Below are 25,437 nucleotides of genomic sequence, written 5' to 3' on the forward strand. Positions count from 1 at the left end.
CCAAGCCAGCACGGATGACTCAGTGCTGGCGTAACCATTATAAACTGAGCGCGATCATCGCCACAGCGCATCCAAGCCCCACAGCCCATGTAATTGAACGCAAAATGTGTAAATTCAAGTAGTAAAGAATGCAGTAAAGCACTCTCGCTACAACATGACCAATCGCCAAATACTGTATCGTTGTGCCAACCGTATTAGTGCTCAGTACAACGGCAATAGCGACTGAGAATATAATGAGTGATTCAAAACTATTTTGATGTGCAGCGAGTGCGCGTTCACCAAAGCCTGTTAACTTAGCTTGTTGCGCGCGAGGATGGGCATTGTCATAGCCCCCCAATTTATGCTGCGCTATGGCAACGGGGGCTTTGGCCAAATAGGGAAGAATAACCGCAATTAATGCACAGATAACGATGGTTGTCATACCGACTCCTTGAGTATTATTTATCCAAGTTACAGTACCACAAAGTCAGAAATAAAAAAGCCGCCTCAACAACTTGGCGGCTAATTGCGTAGCATCGCAGTTAAGTATACTAAGCATATCCGCATAATGCGATGCGACATAATGTCACACCTAAGTGATGAATTTAATTCAATCGATAACACACTAAGAACCTGTTACATTCAATAAAAAATAATTAACTAACACAATGACTTGGATTTTATTCACCTTGCTTGCGGCGTTTTCGCAAGCGTGGCGTAATGCCCTACAAAGCCGTTTAAGTAGTACCACCAGCGTTGCAGGTGTGACACTCGCCCGGTTTCTGTTAGCCAGCCCTTTGGCAGCACTCTATTTGCTGAGCTTATATCATTGGCAAAGTGCGCCGCAGCTCGATGTCAGCGCAGCGTTCATCGGTTACATACTCGGTGCTAGCGTCATGCAAATCCTGGCCACGGGACTCATGGTAGTGCTTTTTAAGCAAAATAATTATGCCGTGGGCGCGGGCCTTGCTAAAAGCGAAGCATTGATGGCCGCTATATTAGGCATGTTGCTTTTTGGCTCAAGTTTATCGCTCATCGGCTGGTTCGGTGTCGGTATCGGCGCAATTGCTGTGTTAATGCTCAGTGGCTTTAATTTACAGCTGTTTCGCCTCAACACGGCTTTGATCGGCCTCGCTTGTGGCTCTGCTTTTGCCCTGACGTCTTTGTGGGTTCGTGAGGCAAGCTTAACGACCAGCCTACCGTTTTTACACAGTGCAGCATGGGTGTTGCTGAGCGTACTGTGTACCCAAACTATCATTTTGAGTGTGTATTTATCGTGCAAAGAACGCCACACTTGGAAAAAGCTGTGGCAAAAGCGCAAGCTCACATCCGCTATCAGCCTCACGAGCTTTATCGGCTCCGTAGGTTGGTTTACGGCCATGAGTTTGCAGCATGTCGCTTATGTGAAAACCCTCGGCCAGGTTGAGGTGTTTTTTACCTTACTCATTTCCTTCTACTGGCTAAAACAACCGAGTAAACGCAGCGACAATATCGGCCTTGTGTTAATTGGTATTGCTGCTGCGTTGGTTATGCTGAGTTAGTTAAGCGGCGGGTTCATCAATACCTTATATAAATCTGTGCGACGATCTTTGAGATTGCGCACAGTGCCTTCACTATGAAGTAGTTTTAACTTATCTAGATCTAAATCACTGAACAACAGCATTTCGGTGTTAGGTGTTGCTTCGTTCAACGTTGAGTCATGGGGAAAGGCAAAATCCGAGGGCGTTAACACCGCAGATTGTGCATACTGTACATCCAAAGAATCCACCTGAGGTAAGTTACCGACACTGCCCGCTATCACCACGTAACATTCATTTTCAATGGCTCTGGCTTGTGCACAATGGCGTACGCGCAAGTAGCTGTTTTTGGTGTCTGTCCAAAATGGTACGAATAGAATGTCCAATCCTTGCTCAGCCATGATGCGAGTCAGCTCTGGAAATTCTACGTCGTAGCAAATTTGGATCCCCACCCGACCCGCATCTGTATCAAATACTGCAATCTCATCTCCCCCTTCGATCACCCAATCGTAGGCTTCATGGGGAGTAATATGTACCTTGCGCTGTTCGTCAATTTTACCGCTGCGATGGCATAAGTAGCTGACATTATATATTTTGTCTCCATCCAGCAACGGCATTGAACCGGTCACAATATTGGCGTTGTATTCTATGGCCATGGTCGACATCGCATCACGAAATTGTTCCGTGTACTCTGCCAAATAGCGAATGGCTTCCGTTTGATTGCGATGTGGCTTCAACCCCATCAAAGGCGCGTTGAAGAACTCGGGAAATAAAATAAAGTCACTTTGATATTCAGACACCGTATCAACAAAGTACTCAACTTGGCGCATTAACTCTTCAACAGAACTCACCGAGCGCATTTGCCATTGCACCGCACCGACTCGCACCACCGTTTTTTGTACATCAATCACAGTGTCAGTTGGTTCAAATAAAATATTGTTCCACTCTAGTAAGGTCGCATACCCAGCCGAGTCTTCATCTTCCGGTAAATATTGTTTGAGTAGTCTTTTAACCTGAAAATCATTCGCTAGCTGAAAGCTTAAAATGGGATCGTAGATTTCTTTATGATCGACCTTATCTATGTACTCCATCGGTGTCATATCTTCACTGTGATTGGTGTAGCGTGGGATCCTGCCACCAGCCAAAATAGCTCTTAGGTTGTATTGTCGGCATAACTCTTTACGCGCATCGTATAAACGTCTTCCCAAACGCATGCCTCGGTGACTTTTTGCTATCACGACATCCAGTCCATATAGCGCATCGCCATTATTATCACTGAACACGCGATTGTGTGCGTCGACAATTTCATCATAAGTATGCGGGTTGGAAAAACGCAGATAATCGACTTGAACACTGAGCGCCAAACCCACTAATCGGTCTTCGTCTAAGATCCCAATTTGTCCTTCTGGAAACTGGTCAATCAATCTGAAAATAGTATGGCTTGGCCAAGCCCCACCAAGATCGGGATACGCTTCATCCATGAGCGTTTTAATTTGCGGATAGTCGGCCTTATTAATGTTACACAAAGTGATCCGCGCTTTTTCTATCGACATACTCCCTCCTACCTAAACGACACTCTTTTAAAGCATAGTCGCTAAAAACAATGACAGGCTATTGAAAAGTTTACAGTAACATTGGCGTTTGCCGAGCGCTAGGTACATCATGGGTCATTTATCTCGGCCTGATTCATTTGTAACCAAATCGTTGAGAAACAACTATACTTAGCGCTATTCGTGTTAAATACCTCACTATTGCTATAAATTATAAAATACGGTAATCGCATAGTGGTTAATACTAGAGGCAATACTTGGATCACCCACACCAGCAACCTGATGAAGTAGAACAGCGCAAAAACCAACTGCTAATACGAGTTGCTTGGTACTGTTTGGCGTTGCATACATTGCTAATTGGCGTATTTCTGTATGTCGGTGTCGAACTGCTTAGTGCATTTAATATACTCAGTGTCGCAACTTGGTGGTTTGGTATACGCCTACTTGAGCGTGCACAACAATCATTAGCCCTGCGTATTTTTAGTTTAGAGGTCACCGCCCACTCTATTTTAGTCACCGCAATAATAGGTATATCGTACGGGTTTCAGTTTTACTTGTGGGCGGCATCCTGCCTTTTACTGCTCGATACTAAATTAAAGCTCACTCAAGCCGTTGTATGGTGTGCCGCCATTATCATCGCTTTTGCCTGCATGTATTTGATTTTCGCTGTGCCGCCCGTGTTGCTAGAAATAAATTATCTGGCGCCATACATGCATTTTATCAATGTGGTTGTGTGCGGTATTCCCATGATATACACCATTGGCTTGATCAGAGAGATCACCATCAACCAACGCATTGATTTACAAACGTTGGCAGCCCAAGACCCTCTCACCCACTTATTTAACCGCAGATATGCGCATGCACTCATCCATCAGGCAGCCAAAAGCTGTAACGAAAACCAACAAGCAATTTGTGTGATCATGGCGGATATCGACCACTTTAAACGTATTAATGACTTATACGGGCATGAGCGTGGAGACGAAGTCATTGGTCGTGTTGCCAGTTGTATTTCACATCATTTGAGCGAAGCGGATATTGGTGTACGTTGGGGCGGAGAAGAGTTTCTCATTGTACTGCCTAACTGTTCATTAAATGACGCCCAGCATCGCATGGAAATGATGCGCCAAGAAATAGAAGCTATGACCTTTAAACTTAATGAGTTAGAAGTCACCATGAGCTTTGGGCTCAGCGCATGGCTGCCTGAACACAGCTTTGAAGAAACACTCAAACGTGCCGACTTAGCCCTATATCAAAGCAAACATAAGGGGCGAAACAGGCTTACCGTCGCCCCAGTATGATCACCACTGAAAACTATTTAGCGGCTTTAATCGTTAAATGGTGTACCGCTTGCCCTGGTAGTAACGGAGTATGTTCGCCGTTGGCATAAGCTTCAAAACCCGCTCGATAAAAGGGTGAAAGTGGATGACCACTTTGCCCACCAGCAACGGTGAGAATGGCATTTTCTAAAGCACCGGGCTGAGCAATAAATCGCTGTGAAGCACCAAAATCAGCGCGTTGAATTGCTGGCATGAAATTATCGCCAAAAGCACTCACCGATGGCATGTCGAGCAACCCACTTAATGCCGGCATTTGACGACTAAATGGATGACGCACCTTCAGTGCGTTGACCTCTCCCCATGCCCACGCCGCCATTTGTGGCCCATATTCTTGCGTTAACTTGTCTTTTGCTTGTTGATAAGCCGCCAACTGCAACTCAGACCAACTGGCATATTCCGCCAGCCAGCTCACAGGTTGCTGCTCGAGTAATTGCCATAAAGCCGATTCTAAATAACGCTTAATTGGACTCAACGTGCCATTTATCTCATGCATTTTTTCTTCAATGGGCGAGAAAGTGAGGTCAATTAGCGCGTCTCGATAATATCGAACTAAGGTGTAGCCTACTGAGTCGGGACAGGCACACTTTTCCCAGTTGGCTAAATAATTTAGGTCATGGGCATATGTTTGTTCATTTTCGGTCGAACTACTTAACAACGAGGTTAACTGGGCATGCCACGGCTGTAAAAACCGTGCTTCGTTGTCTAATTGTAATTGGTTAAAGTCCTGCTCAACAAACTGATCTTTTTCAAACAAACGGTCACGTATTTGCTGTGCTCTGGCGCCCATTGCGTAGCCACCATCACCAAAACGCTGATGCTGCTGTGCTGAGACCACTCGGGCATTAGCCGTCCATAATTTACCCGCACTGGGATTGACCACTTGAGGCCGACTGCGCTCATTTTGCTGCCACTTAGACGAGTAATCTCGTTCTAACACCGCGACATCGGAAGGCGTTTGCCTAGCAGGCAACGCACCTGTGGGCTGCCATCCTGCATTCCCTTGTGCATCTACTATCATCATATTTTGTACTGGAATACCGATAGATGGTGCAATAACCATCGCTTCGTCCACACTGCTTACATGCGCAAGGTCAAGCAATTGCATGTTCACTGCATAAGGTTGGTGAGCAACCCAACTCAGTGCATATTGCTTATCATTGATGGTTTTAACCGGGCCATAATCACTCATGGTCAGCTGATAAGTGTGCGCTTGTCCATTTGGCAACGCGATTTGCTCTGTTTCTTGCCAAGTTTTAGTTTGGCTCGTCAGTTCAATCCAATCCGCAACATCTAAATACCCATTGGTAAAACCCCACGCAATTTGGTTATTCGAGCCAACGACGATAGCGGGCACCCCCGGTAAAGAAACGCCCGTAATTTGCACCTTTTGACCTTGGTGTTGGTAGTTGAGTTGTGCACGATACCAAATGGCTGGCACATTTAAGCTCAAATGCATATCATCAGACAGCATTGCATGACCTGTTTTTGTATGCGTGCCCGTTACCGCCCAGTTATTACTGCCATAGTGCGATTTAGAAACTATGTGGCTCACCCGCGCGTGTCGTGTGGCACCAATTAAATCAGGCACATCCCCAGCATATTGCTCTAAACGAGAACCATCCAAAGCGGCCTGATATTGACTCGGTTGCATTAAGAACGCACGCATTTGGTCGCCAAACAGGTGTTCAAGTTGCAGTGCTGCTTGATCGCGCTCATAAGTCAGGGACTGTAAATCAAGATACATGCTAAAAATCACCAACATGCTATCAGCCGGTTGCCAAGGCTTAGCCTCAGCGCCCGTCAATACATATTCAAATGAGTCTTGCGCACGACCCTCATTAACACCTTGGGCATAAGCCTCAAGCAACGCTCGTTGCTCAGTGCCTAACGAAGCAACAACTTGCTCACTGCGTTTGCGAAACTGGTGAAAGCGCATGTCTTTATCCAAACCGATAGCTGCCTCACCAAATAATTCACTGAGCTCCCCCGCAGCATTGCGTCTAAGCAAATCCAGTTGAAAAAACCTATCTTGCCCATGTGCAAAACCAATGCCATACGCAGCATCACGCTGATTCTTCGCTTCAATTACCGCTTGTCCTAGATGATCTCTAAATAAGTTAACATCATCAGCAACCGCGTCGCTTTTTTGCGTCCCATCCAAACTCGGTAAACTCAGCGATAAAAAACCATACACGCCTGCGGCTGCGAACAAAAATACAAAAATAACGGCACTCACCAACCACTTAAACAATTTGAACATGTCCTTTCCCCTTTTTTCGGTATGAGGCAACTATAGTAGTTAATCAATAGTTTATGACGAATTAAAACTTTTTTATCCGCTACTTTCGCTTTCAATCAGAACTCTTTGTATTTCGTATAATTTACGACAATTCTTTTGCTAAAACGGTGCGTAGACTATAGTTAAAAAATCATCAGCAATCATCTAACCATAATGTTTGAAAACCTGTCCAATGCACCAAGGAAGACTCGCTCAATCAAAATCGGCTTTTGGTTGTTACTGCTCGCCGTTATCTCTTTTGGTTGGTATGTCGACTCTGTAAACACCACCCGCTTATTGCAAGAAGAGAAAAGTCGTACCTACGAAAAAATGAATGTTTATAGAACCCAATTAGAAAGCACTTTAGCCACTAACATTCAACTTGTGCGCGGACTCGCGATTGCCATGTTGCAGCAAGAAAAGTTGGATCAATCTTCATTCGAACGAATTGCCGCCCCTCTCTATCGCTCCAGCGGTGTATTGCGTAATATCGGTGCCGCCCCAGATATGAAATTACAGTACTTATACCCCTTAAAAGGCAACGAAAAAGCACGTGGTCTTGATTACTTATCCCACCCAACTCAAAGCGCGGCAGCGATTCGAGCCAGAGATACCGGTGAAATTGTGCTCGCAGGCCCATTGACACTTCAGCAGGGGGGCCAAGCACTGATCGCACGTGTGCCTGTTTTCAATAAAGACAACACATTTTGGGGATTGCTATCGGTTGTGATTGATATCGATAAATTGTTTGAACATGTCCAACTCGATAACTTAAACAGCCGCTATTTGGTTGCGATTCAAGGTAAAGATGGCCTTGGAGACAAGGGGGAATTTTTCTATGGCGACAGCAGTGTTTTATTAGAACAACCACTGAGCTTTAATATTGCGGTTTCATCGGGCTACTGGAAACTTTACGTTTACCCCAGAGGAGGCTGGCATCCAGACAGTGCCGCAATATGGCCATTCAGGCTGGCTTTGTTAGTCATCATTATGCTTTTTTTAGCTGCTTTTATCTTTTTCAATAAACTCCTTAAACAGCTCCAAGATAATGCCCATTCACTCACCTGCATGGGCGCACTGGCTGAGGTTGGCGCTTGGACAGTCAACTTAAAATCACGCGAAATCACTTGGTCAGAAGTCACAAAAAAAATATTTGAAGTGCCCGACAACTACAAGCCATCTTGGTTAGCAACTACTGAATTTTTTGTTGCAGGAAAACATCGAAACCTGATGCAAAAAACCTTCGATGACGCCATTAAAAAAGGCATCGATTTCGACCTTGAACTGATGATCACCACAGCCAAAAACATTGAACGCTGGATACTAATCAAAGGGCGTACTGTTCGCCAAGGGCATTATACAAGTCAAATATATGGCTCGGTACAAAACATTCATGCCCGCAAATGCTTAGAAATAGAACATAACAAGGTAGCCAGAAATAATGAGATCCTAGCCAAACTCAGCAGTCATGAAGCGGTACTTAATTTACGCTTAGATGCTGCACAAGAAATCGCGATTGCAGCCATCTGTAAAGGCTTAGATGCTCAACGGGCAAGCATTTGGTTACTTAACTCTGATGGCACGCAACTGATCCCAATGAGTTTTAGTAATGCCACAAAAGAAAGCTTACAGCACTTTCCTGCTTGGCGAAAAAAACAGCTCCCAGAATTATTCTCTGCAATATTCAAAAATGAGTTCATTCGTGCCAACTTTGCGCAAACGCACGAATGCACACAAGAGCTCAAAGACACTTATCTCGATCCTTACGAAGTGAATGCGCTGCTTGGCTATGGTATTTTTTACAAAGGTCACGCCATTGGCCTGCTCTGCGCCGAATATCAGCACCCCCATTTAGAGTGGGATGAAACCGATGAAAAGCTCATGAAGGCCGTTGCAGCCACGTTGGGTAGCTTGTTTGCGAGTAAAGAGCAGCGTCACGCTCGCCAGCAAGCCGTTATGGAAAAAGAACTCGCACAGCAATCAGCAAAAATGAAAGCCGAGTTTTTAGCAAGCATGAGCCATGAAATAAGAACACCGATGAATGGTGTGCTTGGCATGCTCGATGTTGTTTTACATTCAACACTATCTGCTTCGCAAAAGCATCATCTAGAATTAGCGCAAAGCTCAGCAGAGTCACTGCTGACCATCATTAACGACATTCTCGACTTTTCCAAAATTGAAGCGGGCAAATTGAGTGTTGAAACAATCGAATGCGACCTTGTACAAGTTATCAGCAATAGCATCAGTACTTTTGCGCCGAAAGCGTATGAAAGTCAAACCACCTTGTTTTTAGACACACATAAAATGCACGTTCAGTACGCCAAAACCGACCCTAACAGGCTCAAACAAATTCTCAATAATTTACTCAGCAATGCGATTAAATTCACAGAAAACGGTCAGGTTACATTGAGTTGCTACACAGAACAGCAGCAGCGCCACTGTCGTCTGTGGTGCAGTATTGAAGACACGGGCGTAGGCATGAATAAAGCCCAACTTGAAAAGATCTTTGATTCGTTTACCCAAGCTGACATATCAACAACCAGAAAGTTTGGTGGCACAGGCCTAGGACTCACTATAGCCAAGCAACTGTGTGAGTTACTTGGCGGTTCGTTAAATGCCTACAGCAAAGAAGGTATCGGAAGTACTTTTACCTTTTGTATTGAACTGCACGAACCAGCTGATGTGCTACCCGTTCAGTCAAATAGTGATGGATTGATCATCATTGATCAGTTGCAATATTACCCAACAACTAATCATTTCTTGTTCGATGCTTGGGGGATCGAACTGATACATGTCGCCAATCTGGAGAACGGCATAGCCATTGCAACCGATAAACCGCTTAAAAACCCTGCATTTATTATCGCATACGAGATTATCAAACAGGCGTCTGAAACACAGCTTGCTCAACTACAGGAAATCGCCAAAAAATCCTCTGGCGGCCTCGCTTTGTTAAACGATCAATATCTGTCGTTTCATGACAAAACAGCGCTACAACCAAGCCTTACTCTGTTCAGGCCATTAACACCTTCAGATATGTTAAAAGTGTGCCAAATTAAGTCCACAGACAACTTATTACTCGATCAACCCGTGGATATGAGCCACCTTCGTGTGTTACTTGTTGAAGACAATAAGGTAAATCAAATTGTCGCTCAAAAACTGCTGAAAAGATTCGATATCAACGTGCACTGTGAAGAAAATGGCCTGTTAGCAATCTCTCATTTGAAAAAACTAGATACCTGTTACGATATTATTTTTATGGACTGTATGATGCCCGAACTCAATGGCTATCAAACAACCAAGCAAATTCGCTCGGGAGGCGCAGGAAAACACCATAAGAAAACCCCTATCATCGCTATGACAGCCAATGCAATGCAAGGTGACAAAGAGGAGTGCTTAGCATCTGGTATGGATGACTATCTTGCCAAACCAATAAAACCTGAAGAGCTAGAAATTAAACTGCGCCAATGGAGTACAGAGACTAAACAAAACGTCGTTAATAGCGTAGAGTAAGAAAAAACAGTGAGTTATATCATGGAATTAAGCGATATCGAACAGCGCATCGTCGGCTGTTTATTAGAAAAACAAACCACCACGCCTGAACACTATCCTTTATCACTCAATGCGCTTACAAATGCATGTAATCAAAAGTCCAACCGAGAGCCTGTCATGGCGTTGAGTGAATCGCAAGTGTTAGATGCCTTGAACACACTCGCGCAAAAGCATGTGGTGTTAATAGACGAGGCATTGTCTGGGCGCGTGTCCAAATATAGCCACCGATTTTGTAACACCGAGTTTAGCCATCTTCAATTTAGTGAACAGCAAAGAGCGATTATCTGTTTACTTTTGCTCAGAGGCCCACAAACACCTGGTGAGCTGCGTACCAGAAGTACACGACTGACAAACTTCAATCAGGTGACAGAGGTTGAAGCGGCACTCAACGAATTACAAGCGCAAGGGCATGTAAAAAAATTATCCCGCGAACCTGGCAAACGAGAAAGCCGCTACATACACCTGTTTCAAAATGAAGAAGCGACTTCAACCAGCCCCACTATCACAAACGATAAACTGCAAAATAGCGATTTAGATGCGTTGTTAAGCGAAATTGAGCAACTTAAAAAAGAATTGGCACATATCAAACAGCACTTAGGGCTTTAAATTTGTAGGCAATAAAAACATAATACCCGCTACAGCACAGGCAACGAGGAACGTAATATGCGCCAAGCGATACTGGCAGAAATGCAAGTACAGCCACAAATCGATGTGGCTTATGAAATTACCCGTAGAATCGACTTTATCAAACAACGCTTGATAAGCGCACATTGTACCACGCTCGTATTGGGGATCAGTGGTGGCGTAGACTCATCTACCTGTGGCAGATTGTGCCAACTAGCCGTTGATGAACTCAATACTGAGCACAATACAACAGCATACCAGTTTATCGCCATGCGTTTACCTTACGGCGTGCAGGCGGATGAAGATGAAGCTCAACTGGCATTAAATTTTATCAATCCAAGCAAACGTGTCACTGTCAACATCAAGCCAGCCGTGGATGCAATGCACAAAGAAGCACTGCAGGGCATCACTGATGCTGGCCTTGCCTTGCCAAATACAAGCGCTGTTGATTTTGTCAAAGGCAATGTAAAAGCACGTCAACGCATGGTCGCACAATATGAAGTTGCAGGACTGTCCAACGGACTCGTGGTAGGCACCGATCATAGTGCAGAAAATATTACTGGTTTTTACACTAAGTTTGGTGATGGTGCGTGTGATCTTGCGCCGCTATTTGGTCTATCAAAGCGCCAAGTACGCGCGCTTGCAGCCCACTTAAGTGCACCGGTTGAACTAGTGACAAAAGCACCAACCGCAGATTTGGAATGTGATAGACCCGGTTTGACAGACGAAGAAGCGCTGGGTTTAACCTATGACCAAATCGACGACTTTTTAGAAGGCAAAGAGGTCGCGCCACAAGTGAGTGAAAAGCTGATCGCCATTTATCAGCGCACTCAACATAAGCGTCAGCCCATTCCAACCGTTTACGATTAAGTCTATCAGGCAGCAAAGCCCCGCTATGCTGCCTACTTTCTTCTAAAAATCAACGACTCTATGATCGACAAACAGAAACATTACGTACAAATTACGTTATAGTTAACTTATTGATATATTTTAGAGGAACACCCCTGCCAATGATGTCTCCGATATTGATCACTGGCGCAGGACAGCGTATTGGCTTGTCGTTAGTACAGCACTTTATTGACACTAAACAGCCTGTTGTGATGACCTACCGGACTCGCCATGCCGTAATCGATGAGCTAGAGCAACAAGGTGTGCATTGCATCGAGTGTGATTTTGAGCAACCGCAAGCATTAGAGCAACTTGAAACTGCGCTACGAACCCGTTACTCCGCGTTACGTGCAGTGATTCATAATGCATCCAGCTGGGATTGTGAAGCCAGCAACCCTGATTTTGCTAACTTGTTCGACAGCATGATGCACATACATGCGAAGGTACCCTACTTGCTGAATCTGGCACTGACTGATTTATTGCAAGCCTATGATGGTATTGCTGATATCATCCATTTGACTGATTATGTGGTTGAAAAAGGCAGTCCCAAACACATCGCCTATGCAGCCAGCAAAGCCGCATTGGATAACCTGACTCGCTCCTTCGCTAGTAAATATGCACCAAATATCAAAGTCAACGCCATTGCCCCTAGCTTAATCATTTTTAATCAGCACGATACACCAGAGTACAAGGCAAAAACCTTGAAAAAATCACTGATGGGCATCGAGCCTGGATGTATCGAAATAATTAACAGCGTAGAACTATTGCTCAATAGCAATTACATCACAGGCCGCACTATTCCTGTAGACGGTGGACGCCATTTAAAGTAAATAGAGAATGTTATGCACGAGAATTTAAAAAATAGTTACTTACAAATCATTGACGCAGTTGGCGAAGACAGCAATCGTGAAGGTCTGTTAGATACCCCAAAACGCGCAGCCAAAGCAATGGAATACCTTACCAAGGGGTATAGAGAAACACTTGATGAGATCACCAATAATGCGGTGTTTACCTCAGATGCCGATGATATGGTGCTCGTGCAAGATATCGAACTCTATTCAATGTGTGAGCACCACCTGTTACCATTTGTTGGCCGTTGCCACATTGCCTATATTCCAAATGGTAAAGTGCTGGGACTGTCAAAGTTCGCACGTATTGTCGACATGTACGCACGTCGTTTTCAAATTCAAGAACAGCTCACGCATCAAATTGCTAAAGCGGTGGAGGAAGTCACCGGAGCTAGAGGCGTTGGTGTGATCGTTGAAGCAAAACATATGTGTATGATGATGCGCGGCGTTGAAAAACAGAACTCAAAAATGCGTACTTCTGTGATGCTTGGCAACTTCAGAGAAGATCCTAAAACACGTAATGAGTTTATGCAGCTAGTAAAAAATTAAGGAAAGCCAATGCAAAATGCCATTATCAATATCACCAACTTAAGGCTTCGAACGTATATCGGGTTTAACCCGGAAGAACGCGAAAAAAAGCAAGATGTGGTGTTAAATATTGAGATCCACTACCCAGCAGACACTGCATGCGTCTCACATGACGAAGTAGAGCACGCGTTGAACTACAAAACGGTCACTAAGTCAGTGATTAAATTGGTGGAAGATGGGCACTTCTTGCTACTTGAAAAGCTCGTTGCGGATGTGCTCAGCGAGTGCCATCGTCACAGCTCTGTGACATACGCAAAAGTACGCATTGATAAACCTCATGCGCTGAGGTTTGCAGATTCAGTCTCACTAACCCTTGATTGGACAAAGTAGTTTAACCCAAGATCTGATTAATTAATCACTTGCCCTACGCCTGTTGCCATCATGATGTTCAAGGCGTAGCGCATGCCCTTACTAATTGTCACAAGCAGTATAAAAAGGCGCTTTTTTACTGCCATCACGCCGGCAAACAAAGTCAGCGGATCGCCAATGATAGGTACCCATGCAAAGAGTAAACTCATAACGCCATATCGATTAAAATGCTCAGTCGCTTTTTGTAATCGCTGTTGTGACACCGGAAACCAAGACGCGCCTTGATAGCGTGTAATATGCCTACCTAACCAGTAATTAATACAACTCCCCAGCACATTGCCAACGGTGGCCACCAACCAGAGCCAAAAAAGCGTTGCTGGGTGTGCCATCGACAACCCCGTAAGCAATACTTCCGATGAACCTGGCAACAAGGTAGCCGAACTAAGCGCCGATAGGAACAATCCACCATACAACCACATAAATTTTCCTACTACCGCAATTGAAATATGTTTATGCTGTTGCACTCAACACAGCACTTTTAATGTCGACAAGGATCATAATAATGATAAAAATGTTCAGTAAAATCACGCTTGCAATAGCCGTATTAACAACAGTGTCATGCCAAACGATAGCGGAGCACGCTACCGATGCGCCCGCAAAGGACTATCAAACATACATTCAGCCCGGTGAGCAATTTAAACATACCGCATTTACCGACAGTCATGGTCAACCCGTTATGCTCAATGGCAAACGTAAGCTGGTTATTTTGTTTGCAACTTGGTGCTCTGACTCACAACGCACCTTGAAAGAGCTGAACGCCTCCCCCTTAGTTAACGATGAGACTTTACAGATAGTTGCGATTGGACGCAATGAGGACAATGGTTCTCTCAATCAATTCAATGAACAATATCAGCTCCCCTTTCCACTGGTTGCTGATCCTGAGCGAGAGATTTATAACCTATATGCCAACGCTGGTATTCCAAGGCTGATCTTACTCAATGAGCAAAACCAAGTTGTGCAAACACTGATTGGGGAAGAACCTAATATCATTAGCAAGCTGAAATGGTAGAAGCAAACTCCATACATAAAAAAACGCCAGTCTAAGACTGGCGTTTTAATGTCTAACGTTTAATCAAGCTTACTTTTGCTTACGACGACGCAACATCGCAAACGGTGCAGCCAATAGCGCCAGCCAAGCGAGTGAACCCGATGAGCTCTTCGGCGCAGGGGTTACGTCTGGTGTAGGCGCAGGGATAGTATCATTCACCGTTACAGAAACAGTTGTCGGGTTTGACACCGCTCCTGACAAATCACTCACAGTATAAGTGAAGCTGTCACTACCTGAGAAGCCTTGTGCTGGCATATAGTCAATCGTGCCATCTTCTTTTGGTGTAGCGATACCAAATTTCGGTGCATCAACAACGGTAACCGTTGATGCATCTGGGCTACCGGTTACGCGAACACCTTTACCGGCACTATATTCATCTGTTGAAGTCTCTGAACTTACGTTTGCTGTAAATTTGAAACGAGACTCAGCAGTGTCATTGTCTAGTACGGCAATGTTAACTGTTTGCTGTTCGTCAGTACTCACTGCGTCAGCGCTAGTATATTTACTCATATTGCTAGCACGAGCTTGGAAATCAAGTTTAACCGTACCACCAGCGACTTGATTTACAATATAGCTCTTGTCAAGACTTGTACCAGTTGGCACTGTCTCAATCATAGCACCGATAGTGCCATCATCTGACTCCGCTCCTGCAGAATAAGACGCAGGTAATTTTGGTACATCTAGATAATTGATACGAATATCATCCGTACCTTCTTTAATAATCACTTGGAATGTATATTCAGTGCCATCGCCATCATATATATGTGCCTTATGCCACTCAACAATATAATACTTGTCACCATTTTCATCGCTACTTAAACCGATATAAAGTTGACCACCACCAGTATTCCCACCTTCTAGGTCATAGTCTGTCCAAAGTGGTGCAATGACACCATTTGGCGTAATTTGACTAGGCATTGCTTGTGGAGCATAGGCACCGGCCATGTCAACATCAGCACCTACCGCAATGAAGCCGTTATCTGAAACTGTAAATGCTGAGTACTCTTTACCCGCAAACTTAAATGATGCAGGTACAGTCACAGAGAATTCATCACAACCACCACAGGCTACAGGAGTGACTTCATCCGATATAGAGCCTGTTCCAGAACCAATAGCTTGTGGTTCTAAGGTTATGGAGGCTTTTTGTATCGATCCCTTCCAGTTAACGGTATTACCTACTGGGCTTACACTTATTTCACCTTCACCCGCGAATACACTCTGTTCAACCAAGGCGTCAGTAAATTCGATAGCAATTTCGAAATCATCTTCGTAAGCGATATTTGTAAACTCTACTGACATACTCGCTGGCGTTTGAGAATTCAGTGAATCTGCATCAACATTGGCAACCAACGCACTCGCATTGGATGTTTCATTGTCATAAACAGCGAATGGTAAGTGTGCCACTTTACCTGATGTATGCGTCCATACAACGTGACCAAAGTTCCAGTCTTTCACTGCGTTGTAAGTTGTATCAATATCTAGGTTAAAAGTCGCTTCTGCGCCCTCTGTACCCGCAGCAGTTAGATTAATTGTCGACGGAGACAGAGTAAATTCAGCACCATCCATATCAGTCACAATTTTACCTGTCCACTCGCCCGCTTCATCCAACATATTGGTCATGGTATTTGTGAAGCTACAAACAGACAAACAGCTTGGGTCCGCATAAGAGCCCTTCGCAAATGTAACCGCAGCATCCAGCGCGCTAGGCACATCTAAACGTCCAGCACCGACATCAAAAGCGTCCGCTTTAGTAACCAAGTCTTCTTTATGTAGACCGTCCATTTTCGACGTACTCATTAATGCGGTCTTTATTTGTACTGCCGACCAATCAGGTTTGCTTTGCTTCATCAAAGCAGCCGCACCAGCAACATGCGGACTGGCCATACTAGTACCAGTTTTTGTGCTAATCGTTAAACCATTATCTTCATCTGGAGACACTGCTGAAAGAATGTCAGTACCAGGCGCAGCAATATCAGGTTTAAGGAAGCTTGGCTCACCACCAGGACCACGAGAGCTTGATGTATTAACAGCATCTGTGAATTTCTCAAGTACAGTACGCGTGATTGTTGGATCCAAAGTAGCAACCAATGTGTCTTCAGCCGCTTGCAATATCTCTAGAATTTTCTCACCATCTTCTAGACTGACTGCCGATGCAGGAATTGGTGCTTCATCCATAGACATACCCATCGCACCGCCAGGTGCGTTGTTATGAATGATAATGGCTTTCGCACCTGCCTTTGCTGCATTTTGCGCTTTAGTAGTAAACGCACATGAGCCACGAGATACCAACGCTACTGAGTCTGCAAAGCTAACACCCTCTGCGTACTCGTTACAGCCTTCAGCATTATCAGGCTCAGCAAAGTGTGCAGCAACAAGCGGCAGTTGTAATGTTTCACTCAATAGACCATTACTACCTTCCACACTCAAATATGATTCACCAGCAATCTCGATTGTTTGCGAAAAGAAGCGACCCGTTTGGGTATTTGCAACTGTCAAACCTGATTCAATACAGCCAGGGCAGCCAATCGTTTGTGCACCATTTCCGTCATTACCCGCAGCAGTTACAACAACAACCCCAGCCGCTTCAGCCGCTTCAAACAACTCAACATATGGGCTTGATGCAGGGTTACCACCGGCGCCACCACCCCAAGAGTTATTGATTACATCCGCGCCATCTTTAACTGCAGCCTCTAAAGCAAGCGCTAAGTCACTGCTTCTTCCGCTCGCTCTGCCATCTGTTTTGTGCCAAAGTGCTTTATAGGCCATTAAATAAGCCGCTGGTGCTACGCCAGAAAGCGTGACATCTGAACCTTGGAAAGTTACGTCAATTTGATTACCAACCGCAGTGCCAGCCACGTGTGTACCGTGAGAGTCATAGCCAAGCGGGGTCATATATTCATCAGGGTGTAAGTTACTGGTTATTGGCCCAAACCAACGTGCAACAATGAGTTTGTTGTTACAAAAGTTCGCATCCCCCTCAGGAGAACGACAGTAATCTGGGTTAGTAGCTAAATGATCTAGCTGCTCTTGCGTAAACTCTGGGGCAGCCATCCCTTCGTCAGAAAACATGGGGTTTTCAGGGCGGATACCCGAGTCAATAATAGCAACTTTAACGCCTTTACCCGCCTCAGATTTGCCACCTAACGCAGTCCAAGCTTCTACACCTTTGATCACATCAAGAGAAGCATCCATTAGAGTATGATATTCAGTGTCTAAAAATACTTTTTTAACACCAGGGAGCGCCGCTAATGCAGCTTGCTGACCTTCTTCACCTTCAACAACGAGCGCATTAAAAAGCGTATTGAAAGACTTTACCGACTTAGCACCTGTCTTTGCTGCAATCGTTGCGGACATGGTCTTTTGTTGTTTTTTTAGGTAAGTACCATATTGAACCGCTGCGTGTGATTTCAAATTTAATTTATCATCGCCCGTTGCCTGTGCAGAAGTCGCTGAAAAACCAACCACACCACCACTATAAGTTGCTAGAGGCTCATCTTCCAACTGCACAATATAACGTGTTTTTAGCTGTACATACTTTTCTTGCGAATAATTTTTTACAGAAGACGTTTCAGGTTGATAGGCTTTATCAAAGCTCGGTGCCGCAATTGCGCCATGAGAAGCAAAAGCAAACCCGACAGCAGCAGCGACAGCTGACATTTTTATTTTGTTAGACATGTTTTCCCCTAGGACTTGTTGTTTACTATGTGTTGCTATTTTTTTTATAAGCGAATAGCCAATTAATATAATGTAAATACATCAACATAAGCAATAGAGCAAAAAGAGAAACAACGCCACCAGTTAACATAAAAGGTACAAGCGTGACTAATCGATTGTTTTAAAAAACATTTTCTTTGTGAAGAAAAGTAAATGTGACATATTCCTGTCATATAAACGTGAATTCTTTTTAAATTCGAATTTAAGAATTGAATTCCCTCACTCTCCAACCTGATTCACTTGCGTTAGCATTTTTTTTTACGTACAACTAGGGCCTTAACTTTCAATGGAGTATTTAAAGCTATGAAAAAGCTAGCAGCGACGGTTATCGCATTGGCAGGATTCATATCCACAGCGAGCGCAAACCCTATTTTTGAAAAAAGCGAAGACGCAATTGAGTATCGTAAAGCCGCGTTTCAACTTATCCGCTATCAAATTGGCGATATGGGCGATATGTTAAAAGGCAAAGTCCCTTTCGACGCGGCACGTTTTGCACAACGCGCAAACAATGCAGCATCGTTATCTAATATGCCTTGGGAAGCATTCATTGAAGGCTCTGATAAGGGTGATACAGATGCCCTACCCGCTGTATGGAAAGACAGAGCTACTTTTGATAAAAAAGCACAAGCATTTGCCAACTACGCACAAGAGTTAGCTGTCGCAGCCAAAACAGGTGATAAAAAAGTGATAGGTCCTGCGTTTAAAAACTGGGCAAAAGGCTGTAAAGACTGCCATAAGTCATTTAAAGATTAATGATAAAAAAGAGCAGCAGAAGAAAGGCTTATACTGCTCTTTTGCAATTCACTCGCAGCTATCATTTAGCTTAGTAAAGCTTTAAGAGGCGCTGCTCCCCAAGTACTTAATAGCAATACACTCAGCAATATAAATATGCCATAAGCAAGTTTGCCAGAGCGCATATTCGGTTGTGCAACATTACTCTCTTCTCTACCTGTCACCAAAGTTTTTACTAAATTTTTGCCCTTCAAGCGATACACAACGATAGCTAAAATATGTAAGACAATCGCAACTAATAAGATCTCAAAGTTCTCATGATGTATTTCAGATGCGAGTTCACTCCAATCTGACGACACATATGCAACCAAAGGGCCTTCAATCAAGATATCATCAGTGGTCATTAACCCGCTCAATAATTGCACTATAAGCAATACCAAAAATAGCAATACCATATAGCTACCCGCTGGATTGTGGCCAATACTTTGTTGCTTATTTTTTAGCGCTGCAACAACCGAACTCGGTGAGTGAAGCAGTGCGCTCAGCTTTGCCGTGTCGCTGCCGATCACGCCCCAGATCAGTCGCGTCGCTATCAGAGCTAATGCAAAATATCCTGTCACAAAGTGAAGATCTAAATAACCTTCTTCGCCACTGACGTACAATACCGCAATCGCCAATACCAGTAGCCAGTGAAATCCTCTGATAAACCCATCCCACACTTTGGTCATGTAATCATCTCCCGCTTAACAAGTGGTTGCTTTCAAAACACAACCTTATCAAATACTGCAGATAAAAGTATCGAAAATGCGCTTGTTTCATGACAACAAAAAAGCCTCTGGAGTGAAGTGACCCCAGAGGCTTTTTATGTGTAACAGCCGTTTACACACTTTTGCGTAAAATTGCTCGGCTCTTCTCTAGCGTGACCGCTTGGTGTTCACCCAATGCTGTCATGCCATGACGTTCCAGTTGCGTAACAATTTTATCGGCTACTTCGTCACCTAACCCATAGTCACTCAAACGAGTTGGCATATGCACACTGTGAAAAAAAGCTTCCGTTTTGGCGATTGCTTGCTCAATAGCCCCCTGCTCATCACTGATGTCTAGATCTAAAACACGCTCAGCATATTGTAAGAGCTTCTCTTTTTTAGCGTCTTTTTGCTCAGCCATCATGCGCGGTAATACAATTGCTAGCGTTTGCGCATGATCTAACCCATAAACTGCCGTGATCTCATGGCCAATCATATGGGTCGCCCAGTCCTGTGGAACTCCCGCACCAATTAAACCATTCAGCGCCATTGTTGCCGACCACATGACATTAGCTCTTACTGAATAAGGAGCTTGTTCATCAAATACCTTTGGACCTTCTTCCATTAATGTCATTAACAACCCTTCTGCAAAACGGTCTTGCACCTTCGCATCCACAGGATAAGTAAGATACTGCTCCATTGTGTGAACAAAGGCATCAACCACCCCATTCGCCAATTGACGCTGTGGCAATGTTAACATCACGTTTGGATCTAACACCGCAAACTTGGGTTGTACTAATGGCGTTGCAAACGGTAACTTGTCATGCGTGTCCAAGTTTGAGACCACACTAAAGCTATTCGACTCCGAGCCGGTCGCAGGCAAGGTTAACACCACACCCAGCGGCAATGCGCTTTCCACCAGTGCACCTTTAGCCAAAATGTCCCATGGCTCACCATCAAACAAAGCCGCGGCCGCAATAAACTTACTGCCATCAATAACGGAGCCACCCCCAACCGCTAAGATAAAGTTGTAATCATGCTGTTTAATAAGTTCAACTGCTTGCATACAAGTTTGATAACTCGGATTGGGCTCTATACCCGCGAATTCTCCCCAGACATGTTCAGACAATGCCTCAGAGACCTGCTCATAGACGCCATTTTTTTTAATGCTGCCGCCACCATAGACAACAAGCACCTTGGCATCACTAGGAATACTCTGTGATAAAGATGCGATTTGATTTTCACCAAAGTGAATATGAGTTGGGTTTACAAAACTAAAATTAAGCATTCATTTGCTCCATTGAAACGACATAGCTTCACTTTTGTTGCTATGTATCGAATAAAAAAATATATGCAAAAAGTTTAGCCAAAAAACATCATCACTAACAGCGCGCCCACACAAAGCACTTTTGCCACACAGCAACAATAAAGAAGATATAATAAGATTATATACCTTAAAGAGTTTTAATAAATGAATTGGCAAGGCTTAGATGTATTTCTCTGTGTGGTTGAATATGGCAGTTTTAGCAAAGCGGCTGAGAAATTGGATGTTTCAACTTCCTATGTCAGTCGACAAATCCAACAACTTGAGCAGCGTCTAGGCACTGTGCTGATCCAACGTACAACGCGCATCCAAAATCTCACGGATGCGGGACGCCAGTATGCAGCCAAACTAAAAGTCATCCAACAAGAGTTAGTGGATGCCACTAATCAGGTACAAGGCGTGCAAAATACGCCAAAAGGCCTGATCCGTATCGCAGGTGCTGGCGATTTTGTCGCTAATCAGGTCGCGCCTCGTATCGCGGAATTTTTGCAGCGCTATCCCGAAGTAGAAATAGACCTCGACTTTAACAACCGCAATGTGGACCTCATCGAAGAAGGTTTCGATTTGGCAATCCGCTATGGCCAATTACAAGATTCTAACCTGATAGCACGTAAGCTATATCAAAGACCCATGACATGGGTTGTCAGCCCTGAATACCTTGAAAAACACGGCGCGATTGCACATCCCTATGAATTACAAAATCACAATTGCTTAACTGGCATACATGGCCGTTGGCGCTTTACGATCTGCGAACAATTGGAAGAGCTTAAAGTATCAGGCAACTGGCGCAGTAATAACGCCTATGCGCTGATCAACGCTTGTCGCATTGGCCTTGGGGTTGCACACTTGGCCAAAGACATTGTTCAGCCATATGTCGATAGCGGGCAACTTATGTATATTTTGGAACCATTTCAAGTCAATGATGGTGCAACATGGTTAGTGTATCCTCGAAAAGATCTCATGCCTTATCGAGTACGTTTACTCATTGAACATTTGCTCGATAGCTTTTCATAACAATGATACTGTTAAAAAAATACACTTGGATCTGTCACTATGCATGAACTTTATCAATTTTCAGCAAACACTTTGCAAGGCAAAGCTTTTGATTTCAAATCATTAAAAGACAAAGTGGTTCTAATCGTTAATACTGCTAGCCAATGTGGTCTGACACCACAGTATGAAGGTCTACAAAAGCTACATGCGCAGTATGGCGAGCAAGGCTTAGTTATCCTAGGTTTTCCATGCAATCAGTTTGGTGCGCAAGAACCCGGTAGCGCGAAACAAATACAACAAGGGTGCTTAATAAATTATGGTGTCGATTTCACCATGATGGAAAAGATTGAAGTAAATGGCGCACACGCACACCCTCTATTTGTCTATTTAAAAGAGGCATTGCCGGGGTTGCTTGGTAAGAATATCAAGTGGAACTTTAACAAGTTTTTAATTGGCAAAGATGGCATGCCACTGAAACGTTTTGCGCCTATTACTAAACCTGAAAAACTCACAAGAGCCATTGAACGCGCGCTCGCAGCCGATTGATTTGATACGCAATTAAAAAGGAGGCTATCGCCTCCTTTTTAACTAATCAAGATAATCGAAATCATCTTCACCTAAATTTTTGCGCAAACGCTTTTGTTCAAGATAGTCATCGAGCTTTTTCTTTACCTTCCGCTTTTGCTTATCATGCTGATTACGACCGAGGTTCTCGTACTCGTCATCTACAAAATCATCGTCAAGCGCATCATAAGAAAATGTCTTACCCACAACCCACTCCAATAAGTGTTAAATAAATAATTAATCAGTACGGACATGCTGTGTAGCAATGAACACGGTACCTAAGTGTGTATTTAGCTGGAAATCCGCCATCTTGGAAGTGAGAGTTTTTTATCGTTTTAATTAATTTATCTTATTGATGATGTTAGTTTAGTCAAACTTGCTAAATATTAGTCAAAAACATTATTCATGTATGCCTTACATACTGAAGCGAAAAACATAACCAACTGAAAATAAACGAATTTAAACATTGGCATCGGTTTTGAATAGTTCATCGTATAACAATCATCGACAGGATACATATCATGAAAAAATTAGCTTTAGTTGCAGCGTTATCGGTCAGCTCAGCTGCATTTGCACATTCACCGTCTGACGATCAGCATATCTCATTTAATTCAGATGAATGTTCCGTAGACTTCAAAAATGACGTACGCATAACACCCGACGAGCTATTGATCATCCAAGCAAAGAACCAAAGCAAATTACGCATAACAGATGCGGGGGTGATGTACATCGATGGTAAGCAAATCCAGCTCAACGAAGATCAGCAACAAGCGGTTATGAACTATGCTGACGAGCTTCGCGCACAGTTGCCGCAAGTCGCGAATATTGCCATAGAAGGTATTAAGGTAGCCGGTGTCGCATTGAATGAAGTCGCCGCCACATTTGAGCTCAAAGAGCTTGGTTCACTCAGCACTTTATTAGAAGAAGTGCAGACAGAAGTGAGTACGACCTTCTATCAGCAAGGTGCGTTCGTGATGGGTGAAAAAACATTCAACGACTTTGGTAACCATTTTGAAGAACAATTTGAACAGCGTGTAGAAGCGGCTGTTGAAGGCGCCATGATGGAATCCATTGGCAGTATTTTGATGGCCGTTGGCTCACAAATGATAAGCTCTGGTGGAGATATGGAAAAGTTCGAGCAAAGAATGCATAAAATGGGTGAGCAGATTGAAAGTAAAGTAGAAGCTCAAGCGCAACAAATTGAACAACAAGCCAATGCGCTATGTGACCAGTTTGCGCTCATCGCAAAGACAGAAAGCCAATTAGAAAGGCAAATCCCAGCGATGTCTGACTACAAACTGTTTTCTGTTAAACACTAATTAATTTAAATGTACCTCCCTATAGTCGGCGTAAGCCGACTATTTTCATTTCTTTTCGAGAGATATTTTTAATTTTATTACACCGGGTACCACATCAATATAGGCGGGGGTTTGTCCAACAATCTCGCCATCTGCTTCAATGTCTAAACTAGGTGTTTCAATATGAAAATGCTCGAGCTTAGTTTTAGATACACAGGGGTGAATTTCGTGTTTGGAAACAAGCATCAACATAAAAACCATAAGCCGTTCCAACATAGATTTGGGAGACAGCTGGATGCATGTGAGCTTCCCATCGCTTGGATCCGCGCTTGGGGCACTTTCAATACCGGCAGCAAAATATCGGCCATTGGCAAACAACAGCATCATGGTACTTTGCCTTTGACTCGAAAATGGGGAATTGATGGAAATATCAGAAAAATCAAATAAACGTTTTAGTCCCATCCAAACATAGCTCAATGTGTGGCGCTTACGCGTCGCAGAAATGCCTTTTACCACCGCTGCACTAAAACCAAGTCCCATCATATTTATAAAATAGCGACCATTCACACGGCCTAGGTCTAGATAAGTAATATTTTCACAAAAGAGGCTGCGTTGCCACTGCGCCTGAGTCAACCCAAACAGTCTTGCAAAATCATTGCCCGTCCCTGATGGCAACAACGCGAGTCGACAGTCCAGCTCAGCGATGGCATTTACGACAAGATGAATCGTGCCATCTCCTCCTATAACAACCACCGTATCTTGTGCATTCGCCAAGTTACGAACTTCTAAAACATCAGATTGAAAGTTGCCTGAGGTGTAAAACCACTGCGCTTGTAATTTTTTTTGCGTTATTTGCAACTTCAACCAACTAATTTGAGATTGTGTCGACTTACTTCGACACGGCTTCACAACCACCAGCAAATTAACACCTTAATAATAAAATTAATTAACATGAATATTTAGTCACACAGAGTTTTAAAATGAAGTTCAAAAACAACGCAAACAACTGTTTTTAATGCATAAACAAATAAACACCACATTTTAAAAAGCGAATAGACTGGCGAAACCATTAATATTTCGCCACCACAAAACAAAGCTATTCATTAGTTTTTTCTATTCGAAAAGCACAATTTTTATTGTTTTATTTTTGCGCGTGTTGCGTGCAAAATAATCATGTTTTCAACTAAACCTATATTGCAGGAGTCAACATGATTAATTCAGCTGCTGCGTGCAGCAACACGCAAGCCAACACTATAAACACGAAAGCGAAAGAAAAAGCACCTTTTGATTGGATGGCATTTCTGAATCGTTTTGGTAAATCGCTCGCACTTAGTCATGTCTCGCAATATAAGTAAGCGTTTTTGAGCTTGAGTGCCGCCACCCCAACCAGGCGGCACTTTGGCATTTTTTCAGCAAACCTTTTCCTCAAGCATCTCAATTTACTTCATTTTTGACCAGTTATTAATAAATCTTCGCATTTTAGTTTAAATT

General features: G+C 43.7%; 23 protein-coding genes. 14 read left to right on the forward strand and 9 right to left on the reverse strand.

Features of this window, described 5'->3' with window-relative positions:
- Positions 1-37: 37 nt before the first annotated feature.
- Complete coding sequence (locus AC5FX4_RS02210) at positions 38-421, reverse strand: MAPEG family protein (RefSeq protein ID WP_493604898.1); 384 nt, start codon at positions 419-421, stop codon at positions 38-40.
- A 226-nt stretch (positions 422-647) separates the two neighbouring features.
- On the opposite strand from AC5FX4_RS02210, the gene AC5FX4_RS02215 reads away from it, so the two are divergent.
- Positions 648-1,520 carry a DMT family transporter gene (locus tag AC5FX4_RS02215; protein ID WP_493604899.1) on the forward strand — a complete coding sequence of 291 codons (873 nt, stop codon included), beginning with the start codon at positions 648-650 and terminating at the stop codon, positions 1,518-1,520.
- Here AC5FX4_RS02215 and AC5FX4_RS02220 read toward each other — a convergent pair.
- Positions 1,517-3,049: a carbon-nitrogen hydrolase family protein gene (locus tag AC5FX4_RS02220; protein WP_493604900.1), complete on the reverse strand. Its 1,533-nt coding sequence runs from the start codon at positions 3,047-3,049 to the stop codon at positions 1,517-1,519. The genes AC5FX4_RS02215 and AC5FX4_RS02220 overlap by 4 nt on opposite strands.
- Positions 3,050-3,303: 254 nt before the next feature.
- Between AC5FX4_RS02220 and AC5FX4_RS02225 the strand changes: the two genes are divergently transcribed.
- Positions 3,304-4,344 carry a GGDEF domain-containing protein gene (locus AC5FX4_RS02225; RefSeq protein ID WP_493604901.1) on the forward strand — a complete coding sequence of 347 codons (1,041 nt, stop codon included), beginning with the start codon at positions 3,304-3,306 and terminating at the stop codon, positions 4,342-4,344.
- 13 nt (positions 4,345-4,357) lie between these two features.
- Here the strand turns inward: AC5FX4_RS02225 and AC5FX4_RS02230 are convergent, their stop codons facing one another.
- Positions 4,358-6,643 carry a penicillin acylase family protein gene (locus AC5FX4_RS02230; RefSeq protein ID WP_493604902.1) on the reverse strand — a complete coding sequence of 762 codons (2,286 nt, stop codon included), beginning with the start codon at positions 6,641-6,643 and terminating at the stop codon, positions 4,358-4,360.
- A gap of 192 nt (positions 6,644-6,835) precedes the next feature.
- Between AC5FX4_RS02230 and AC5FX4_RS02235 the strand changes: the two genes are divergently transcribed.
- The 6 genes from AC5FX4_RS02235 to folX all read left to right on the forward strand — a co-directional run bounded on the left by AC5FX4_RS02235 (position 6,836) and on the right by folX (position 13,488).
- On the forward strand, positions 6,836-10,171 hold the full coding sequence (locus AC5FX4_RS02235; protein WP_493604903.1) for an ATP-binding protein: 3,336 nt from the start codon (positions 6,836-6,838) through the stop codon (positions 10,169-10,171).
- Between the two features lie 21 nt (positions 10,172-10,192).
- Positions 10,193-10,816, forward strand: a complete 624-nt coding sequence (locus AC5FX4_RS02240) for a YceH family protein (RefSeq protein ID WP_493604904.1) — start codon at positions 10,193-10,195, stop codon at positions 10,814-10,816.
- A 57-nt stretch (positions 10,817-10,873) separates the two neighbouring features.
- Positions 10,874-11,704 (forward strand): NAD(+) synthase, encoded by an 831-nt coding sequence (gene nadE, locus AC5FX4_RS02245; RefSeq protein WP_493604905.1) that lies wholly within the window; start codon positions 10,874-10,876, stop codon positions 11,702-11,704.
- Between the two features lie 140 nt (positions 11,705-11,844).
- The gene (gene folM, locus AC5FX4_RS02250) at positions 11,845-12,552 is read left to right on the forward strand and encodes a dihydromonapterin reductase (protein WP_493604906.1); all 708 of its coding nucleotides are present in this window, start codon (positions 11,845-11,847) and stop codon (positions 12,550-12,552) included.
- A 12-nt stretch (positions 12,553-12,564) separates the two neighbouring features.
- Positions 12,565-13,119 (forward strand): GTP cyclohydrolase I FolE, encoded by a 555-nt coding sequence (gene folE, locus AC5FX4_RS02255; RefSeq protein WP_493604907.1) that lies wholly within the window; start codon positions 12,565-12,567, stop codon positions 13,117-13,119.
- 9 nt (positions 13,120-13,128) lie between these two features.
- Complete coding sequence (gene folX / locus AC5FX4_RS02260; protein WP_493604908.1) at positions 13,129-13,488, forward strand: dihydroneopterin triphosphate 2'-epimerase; 360 nt, start codon at positions 13,129-13,131, stop codon at positions 13,486-13,488.
- Between the two features lie 17 nt (positions 13,489-13,505).
- Here the strand turns inward: folX and AC5FX4_RS02265 are convergent, their stop codons facing one another.
- Positions 13,506-13,946, reverse strand: coding sequence for a YqaA family protein (locus tag AC5FX4_RS02265; RefSeq protein WP_493604909.1), 441 nt, complete (start codon positions 13,944-13,946; stop codon positions 13,506-13,508).
- A gap of 83 nt (positions 13,947-14,029) precedes the next feature.
- On the opposite strand from AC5FX4_RS02265, the gene AC5FX4_RS02270 reads away from it, so the two are divergent.
- Positions 14,030-14,536 carry a TlpA family protein disulfide reductase gene (locus AC5FX4_RS02270; protein ID WP_493604910.1) on the forward strand — a complete coding sequence of 169 codons (507 nt, stop codon included), beginning with the start codon at positions 14,030-14,032 and terminating at the stop codon, positions 14,534-14,536.
- A 69-nt stretch (positions 14,537-14,605) separates the two neighbouring features.
- Here AC5FX4_RS02270 and AC5FX4_RS02275 read toward each other — a convergent pair whose 3' ends face one another.
- Positions 14,606-18,250, reverse strand: coding sequence for a S8 family serine peptidase (locus tag AC5FX4_RS02275; protein WP_493604911.1), 3,645 nt, complete (start codon positions 18,248-18,250; stop codon positions 14,606-14,608).
- Between the two features lie 342 nt (positions 18,251-18,592).
- Here AC5FX4_RS02275 and AC5FX4_RS02280 point away from each other — a divergent pair, with 342 nt between their 5' ends.
- Entirely contained in the window at positions 18,593-19,042 is a 450-nt protein-coding gene (locus AC5FX4_RS02280) for a c-type cytochrome (RefSeq protein WP_493604912.1), read from the forward strand.
- A 65-nt stretch (positions 19,043-19,107) separates the two neighbouring features.
- Here AC5FX4_RS02280 and AC5FX4_RS02285 read toward each other — a convergent pair whose 3' ends face one another.
- On the reverse strand, positions 19,108-19,749 hold the full coding sequence (locus AC5FX4_RS02285) for a cytochrome b/b6 domain-containing protein (protein WP_493604913.1): 642 nt from the start codon (positions 19,747-19,749) through the stop codon (positions 19,108-19,110).
- Between the two features lie 151 nt (positions 19,750-19,900).
- Positions 19,901-21,055 (reverse strand): iron-containing alcohol dehydrogenase, encoded by a 1,155-nt coding sequence (locus AC5FX4_RS02290; RefSeq protein WP_493604914.1) that lies wholly within the window; start codon positions 21,053-21,055, stop codon positions 19,901-19,903.
- Between the two features lie 183 nt (positions 21,056-21,238).
- Here AC5FX4_RS02290 and AC5FX4_RS02295 point away from each other — a divergent pair, with 183 nt between their 5' ends.
- Complete coding sequence (locus tag AC5FX4_RS02295; RefSeq protein ID WP_493604915.1) at positions 21,239-22,105, forward strand: LysR family transcriptional regulator; 867 nt, start codon at positions 21,239-21,241, stop codon at positions 22,103-22,105.
- 39 nt (positions 22,106-22,144) lie between these two features.
- Entirely contained in the window at positions 22,145-22,630 is a 486-nt protein-coding gene (locus AC5FX4_RS02300) for a glutathione peroxidase (RefSeq protein WP_493604916.1), read from the forward strand.
- 42 nt (positions 22,631-22,672) lie between these two features.
- Here AC5FX4_RS02300 and AC5FX4_RS02305 read toward each other — a convergent pair whose 3' ends face one another.
- Positions 22,673-22,855 (reverse strand): PA3496 family putative envelope integrity protein, encoded by a 183-nt coding sequence (locus AC5FX4_RS02305; protein ID WP_070983449.1) that lies wholly within the window; start codon positions 22,853-22,855, stop codon positions 22,673-22,675.
- A 314-nt stretch (positions 22,856-23,169) separates the two neighbouring features.
- On the opposite strand from AC5FX4_RS02305, the gene AC5FX4_RS02310 reads away from it, so the two are divergent.
- Positions 23,170-23,967 (forward strand): YggN family protein, encoded by a 798-nt coding sequence (locus tag AC5FX4_RS02310; protein WP_493604917.1) that lies wholly within the window; start codon positions 23,170-23,172, stop codon positions 23,965-23,967.
- Between the two features lie 45 nt (positions 23,968-24,012).
- Here the strand turns inward: AC5FX4_RS02310 and AC5FX4_RS02315 are convergent, their stop codons facing one another.
- On the reverse strand, positions 24,013-24,861 hold the full coding sequence (locus AC5FX4_RS02315; protein WP_493607757.1) for a diacylglycerol/lipid kinase family protein: 849 nt from the start codon (positions 24,859-24,861) through the stop codon (positions 24,013-24,015).
- A 293-nt stretch (positions 24,862-25,154) separates the two neighbouring features.
- Between AC5FX4_RS02315 and AC5FX4_RS02320 the strand changes: the two genes are divergently transcribed.
- Positions 25,155-25,301 (forward strand): hypothetical protein, encoded by a 147-nt coding sequence (locus AC5FX4_RS02320; RefSeq protein ID WP_493604918.1) that lies wholly within the window; start codon positions 25,155-25,157, stop codon positions 25,299-25,301.
- Positions 25,302-25,437: the final 136 nt, after the last annotated feature.

This window comes from Pseudoalteromonas sp. ATL1 (genome assembly GCF_058933015.1).

Bases quoted from the DNA above. Each gene is read 5' to 3' on its own strand.
- AC5FX4_RS02215 (WP_493604899.1), top strand. From the start codon at position 648: ATGACTTGGATTTTATTCACCTTGCTTGCGGCGTTTTCGCAAGCGTGG.
- AC5FX4_RS02290 (WP_493604914.1), bottom strand. From the start codon at position 21,055: ATGCTTAATTTTAGTTTTGTAAACCCAACTCATATTCACTTTGGTGAA.
- folE (WP_493604907.1), top strand. From the start codon at position 12,565: ATGCACGAGAATTTAAAAAATAGTTACTTACAAATCATTGACGCAGTT.
- AC5FX4_RS02280 (WP_493604912.1), top strand. From the start codon at position 18,593: ATGAAAAAGCTAGCAGCGACGGTTATCGCATTGGCAGGATTCATATCC.
- nadE (WP_493604905.1), top strand. From the start codon at position 10,874: ATGCGCCAAGCGATACTGGCAGAAATGCAAGTACAGCCACAAATCGAT.
- AC5FX4_RS02220 (WP_493604900.1), bottom strand. From the start codon at position 3,049: ATGTCGATAGAAAAAGCGCGGATCACTTTGTGTAACATTAATAAGGCC.
- AC5FX4_RS02240 (WP_493604904.1), top strand. From the start codon at position 10,193: ATGGAATTAAGCGATATCGAACAGCGCATCGTCGGCTGTTTATTAGAA.
- AC5FX4_RS02295 (WP_493604915.1), top strand. From the start codon at position 21,239: ATGAATTGGCAAGGCTTAGATGTATTTCTCTGTGTGGTTGAATATGGC.
- AC5FX4_RS02210 (WP_493604898.1), bottom strand. From the start codon at position 421: ATGACAACCATCGTTATCTGTGCATTAATTGCGGTTATTCTTCCCTAT.
- AC5FX4_RS02320 (WP_493604918.1), top strand. From the start codon at position 25,155: ATGATTAATTCAGCTGCTGCGTGCAGCAACACGCAAGCCAACACTATA.
- AC5FX4_RS02300 (WP_493604916.1), top strand. From the start codon at position 22,145: ATGCATGAACTTTATCAATTTTCAGCAAACACTTTGCAAGGCAAAGCT.
- AC5FX4_RS02235 (WP_493604903.1), top strand. From the start codon at position 6,836: ATGTTTGAAAACCTGTCCAATGCACCAAGGAAGACTCGCTCAATCAAA.
- AC5FX4_RS02310 (WP_493604917.1), top strand. From the start codon at position 23,170: ATGAAAAAATTAGCTTTAGTTGCAGCGTTATCGGTCAGCTCAGCTGCA.
- AC5FX4_RS02230 (WP_493604902.1), bottom strand. From the start codon at position 6,643: ATGTTCAAATTGTTTAAGTGGTTGGTGAGTGCCGTTATTTTTGTATTT.
- AC5FX4_RS02270 (WP_493604910.1), top strand. From the start codon at position 14,030: ATGATAAAAATGTTCAGTAAAATCACGCTTGCAATAGCCGTATTAACA.
- AC5FX4_RS02265 (WP_493604909.1), bottom strand. From the start codon at position 13,946: ATGTGGTTGTATGGTGGATTGTTCCTATCGGCGCTTAGTTCGGCTACC.
- folX (WP_493604908.1), top strand. From the start codon at position 13,129: ATGCAAAATGCCATTATCAATATCACCAACTTAAGGCTTCGAACGTAT.
- AC5FX4_RS02275 (WP_493604911.1), bottom strand. From the start codon at position 18,250: ATGTCTAACAAAATAAAAATGTCAGCTGTCGCTGCTGCTGTCGGGTTT.
- AC5FX4_RS02285 (WP_493604913.1), bottom strand. From the start codon at position 19,749: ATGACCAAAGTGTGGGATGGGTTTATCAGAGGATTTCACTGGCTACTG.
- folM (WP_493604906.1), top strand. From the start codon at position 11,845: ATGATGTCTCCGATATTGATCACTGGCGCAGGACAGCGTATTGGCTTG.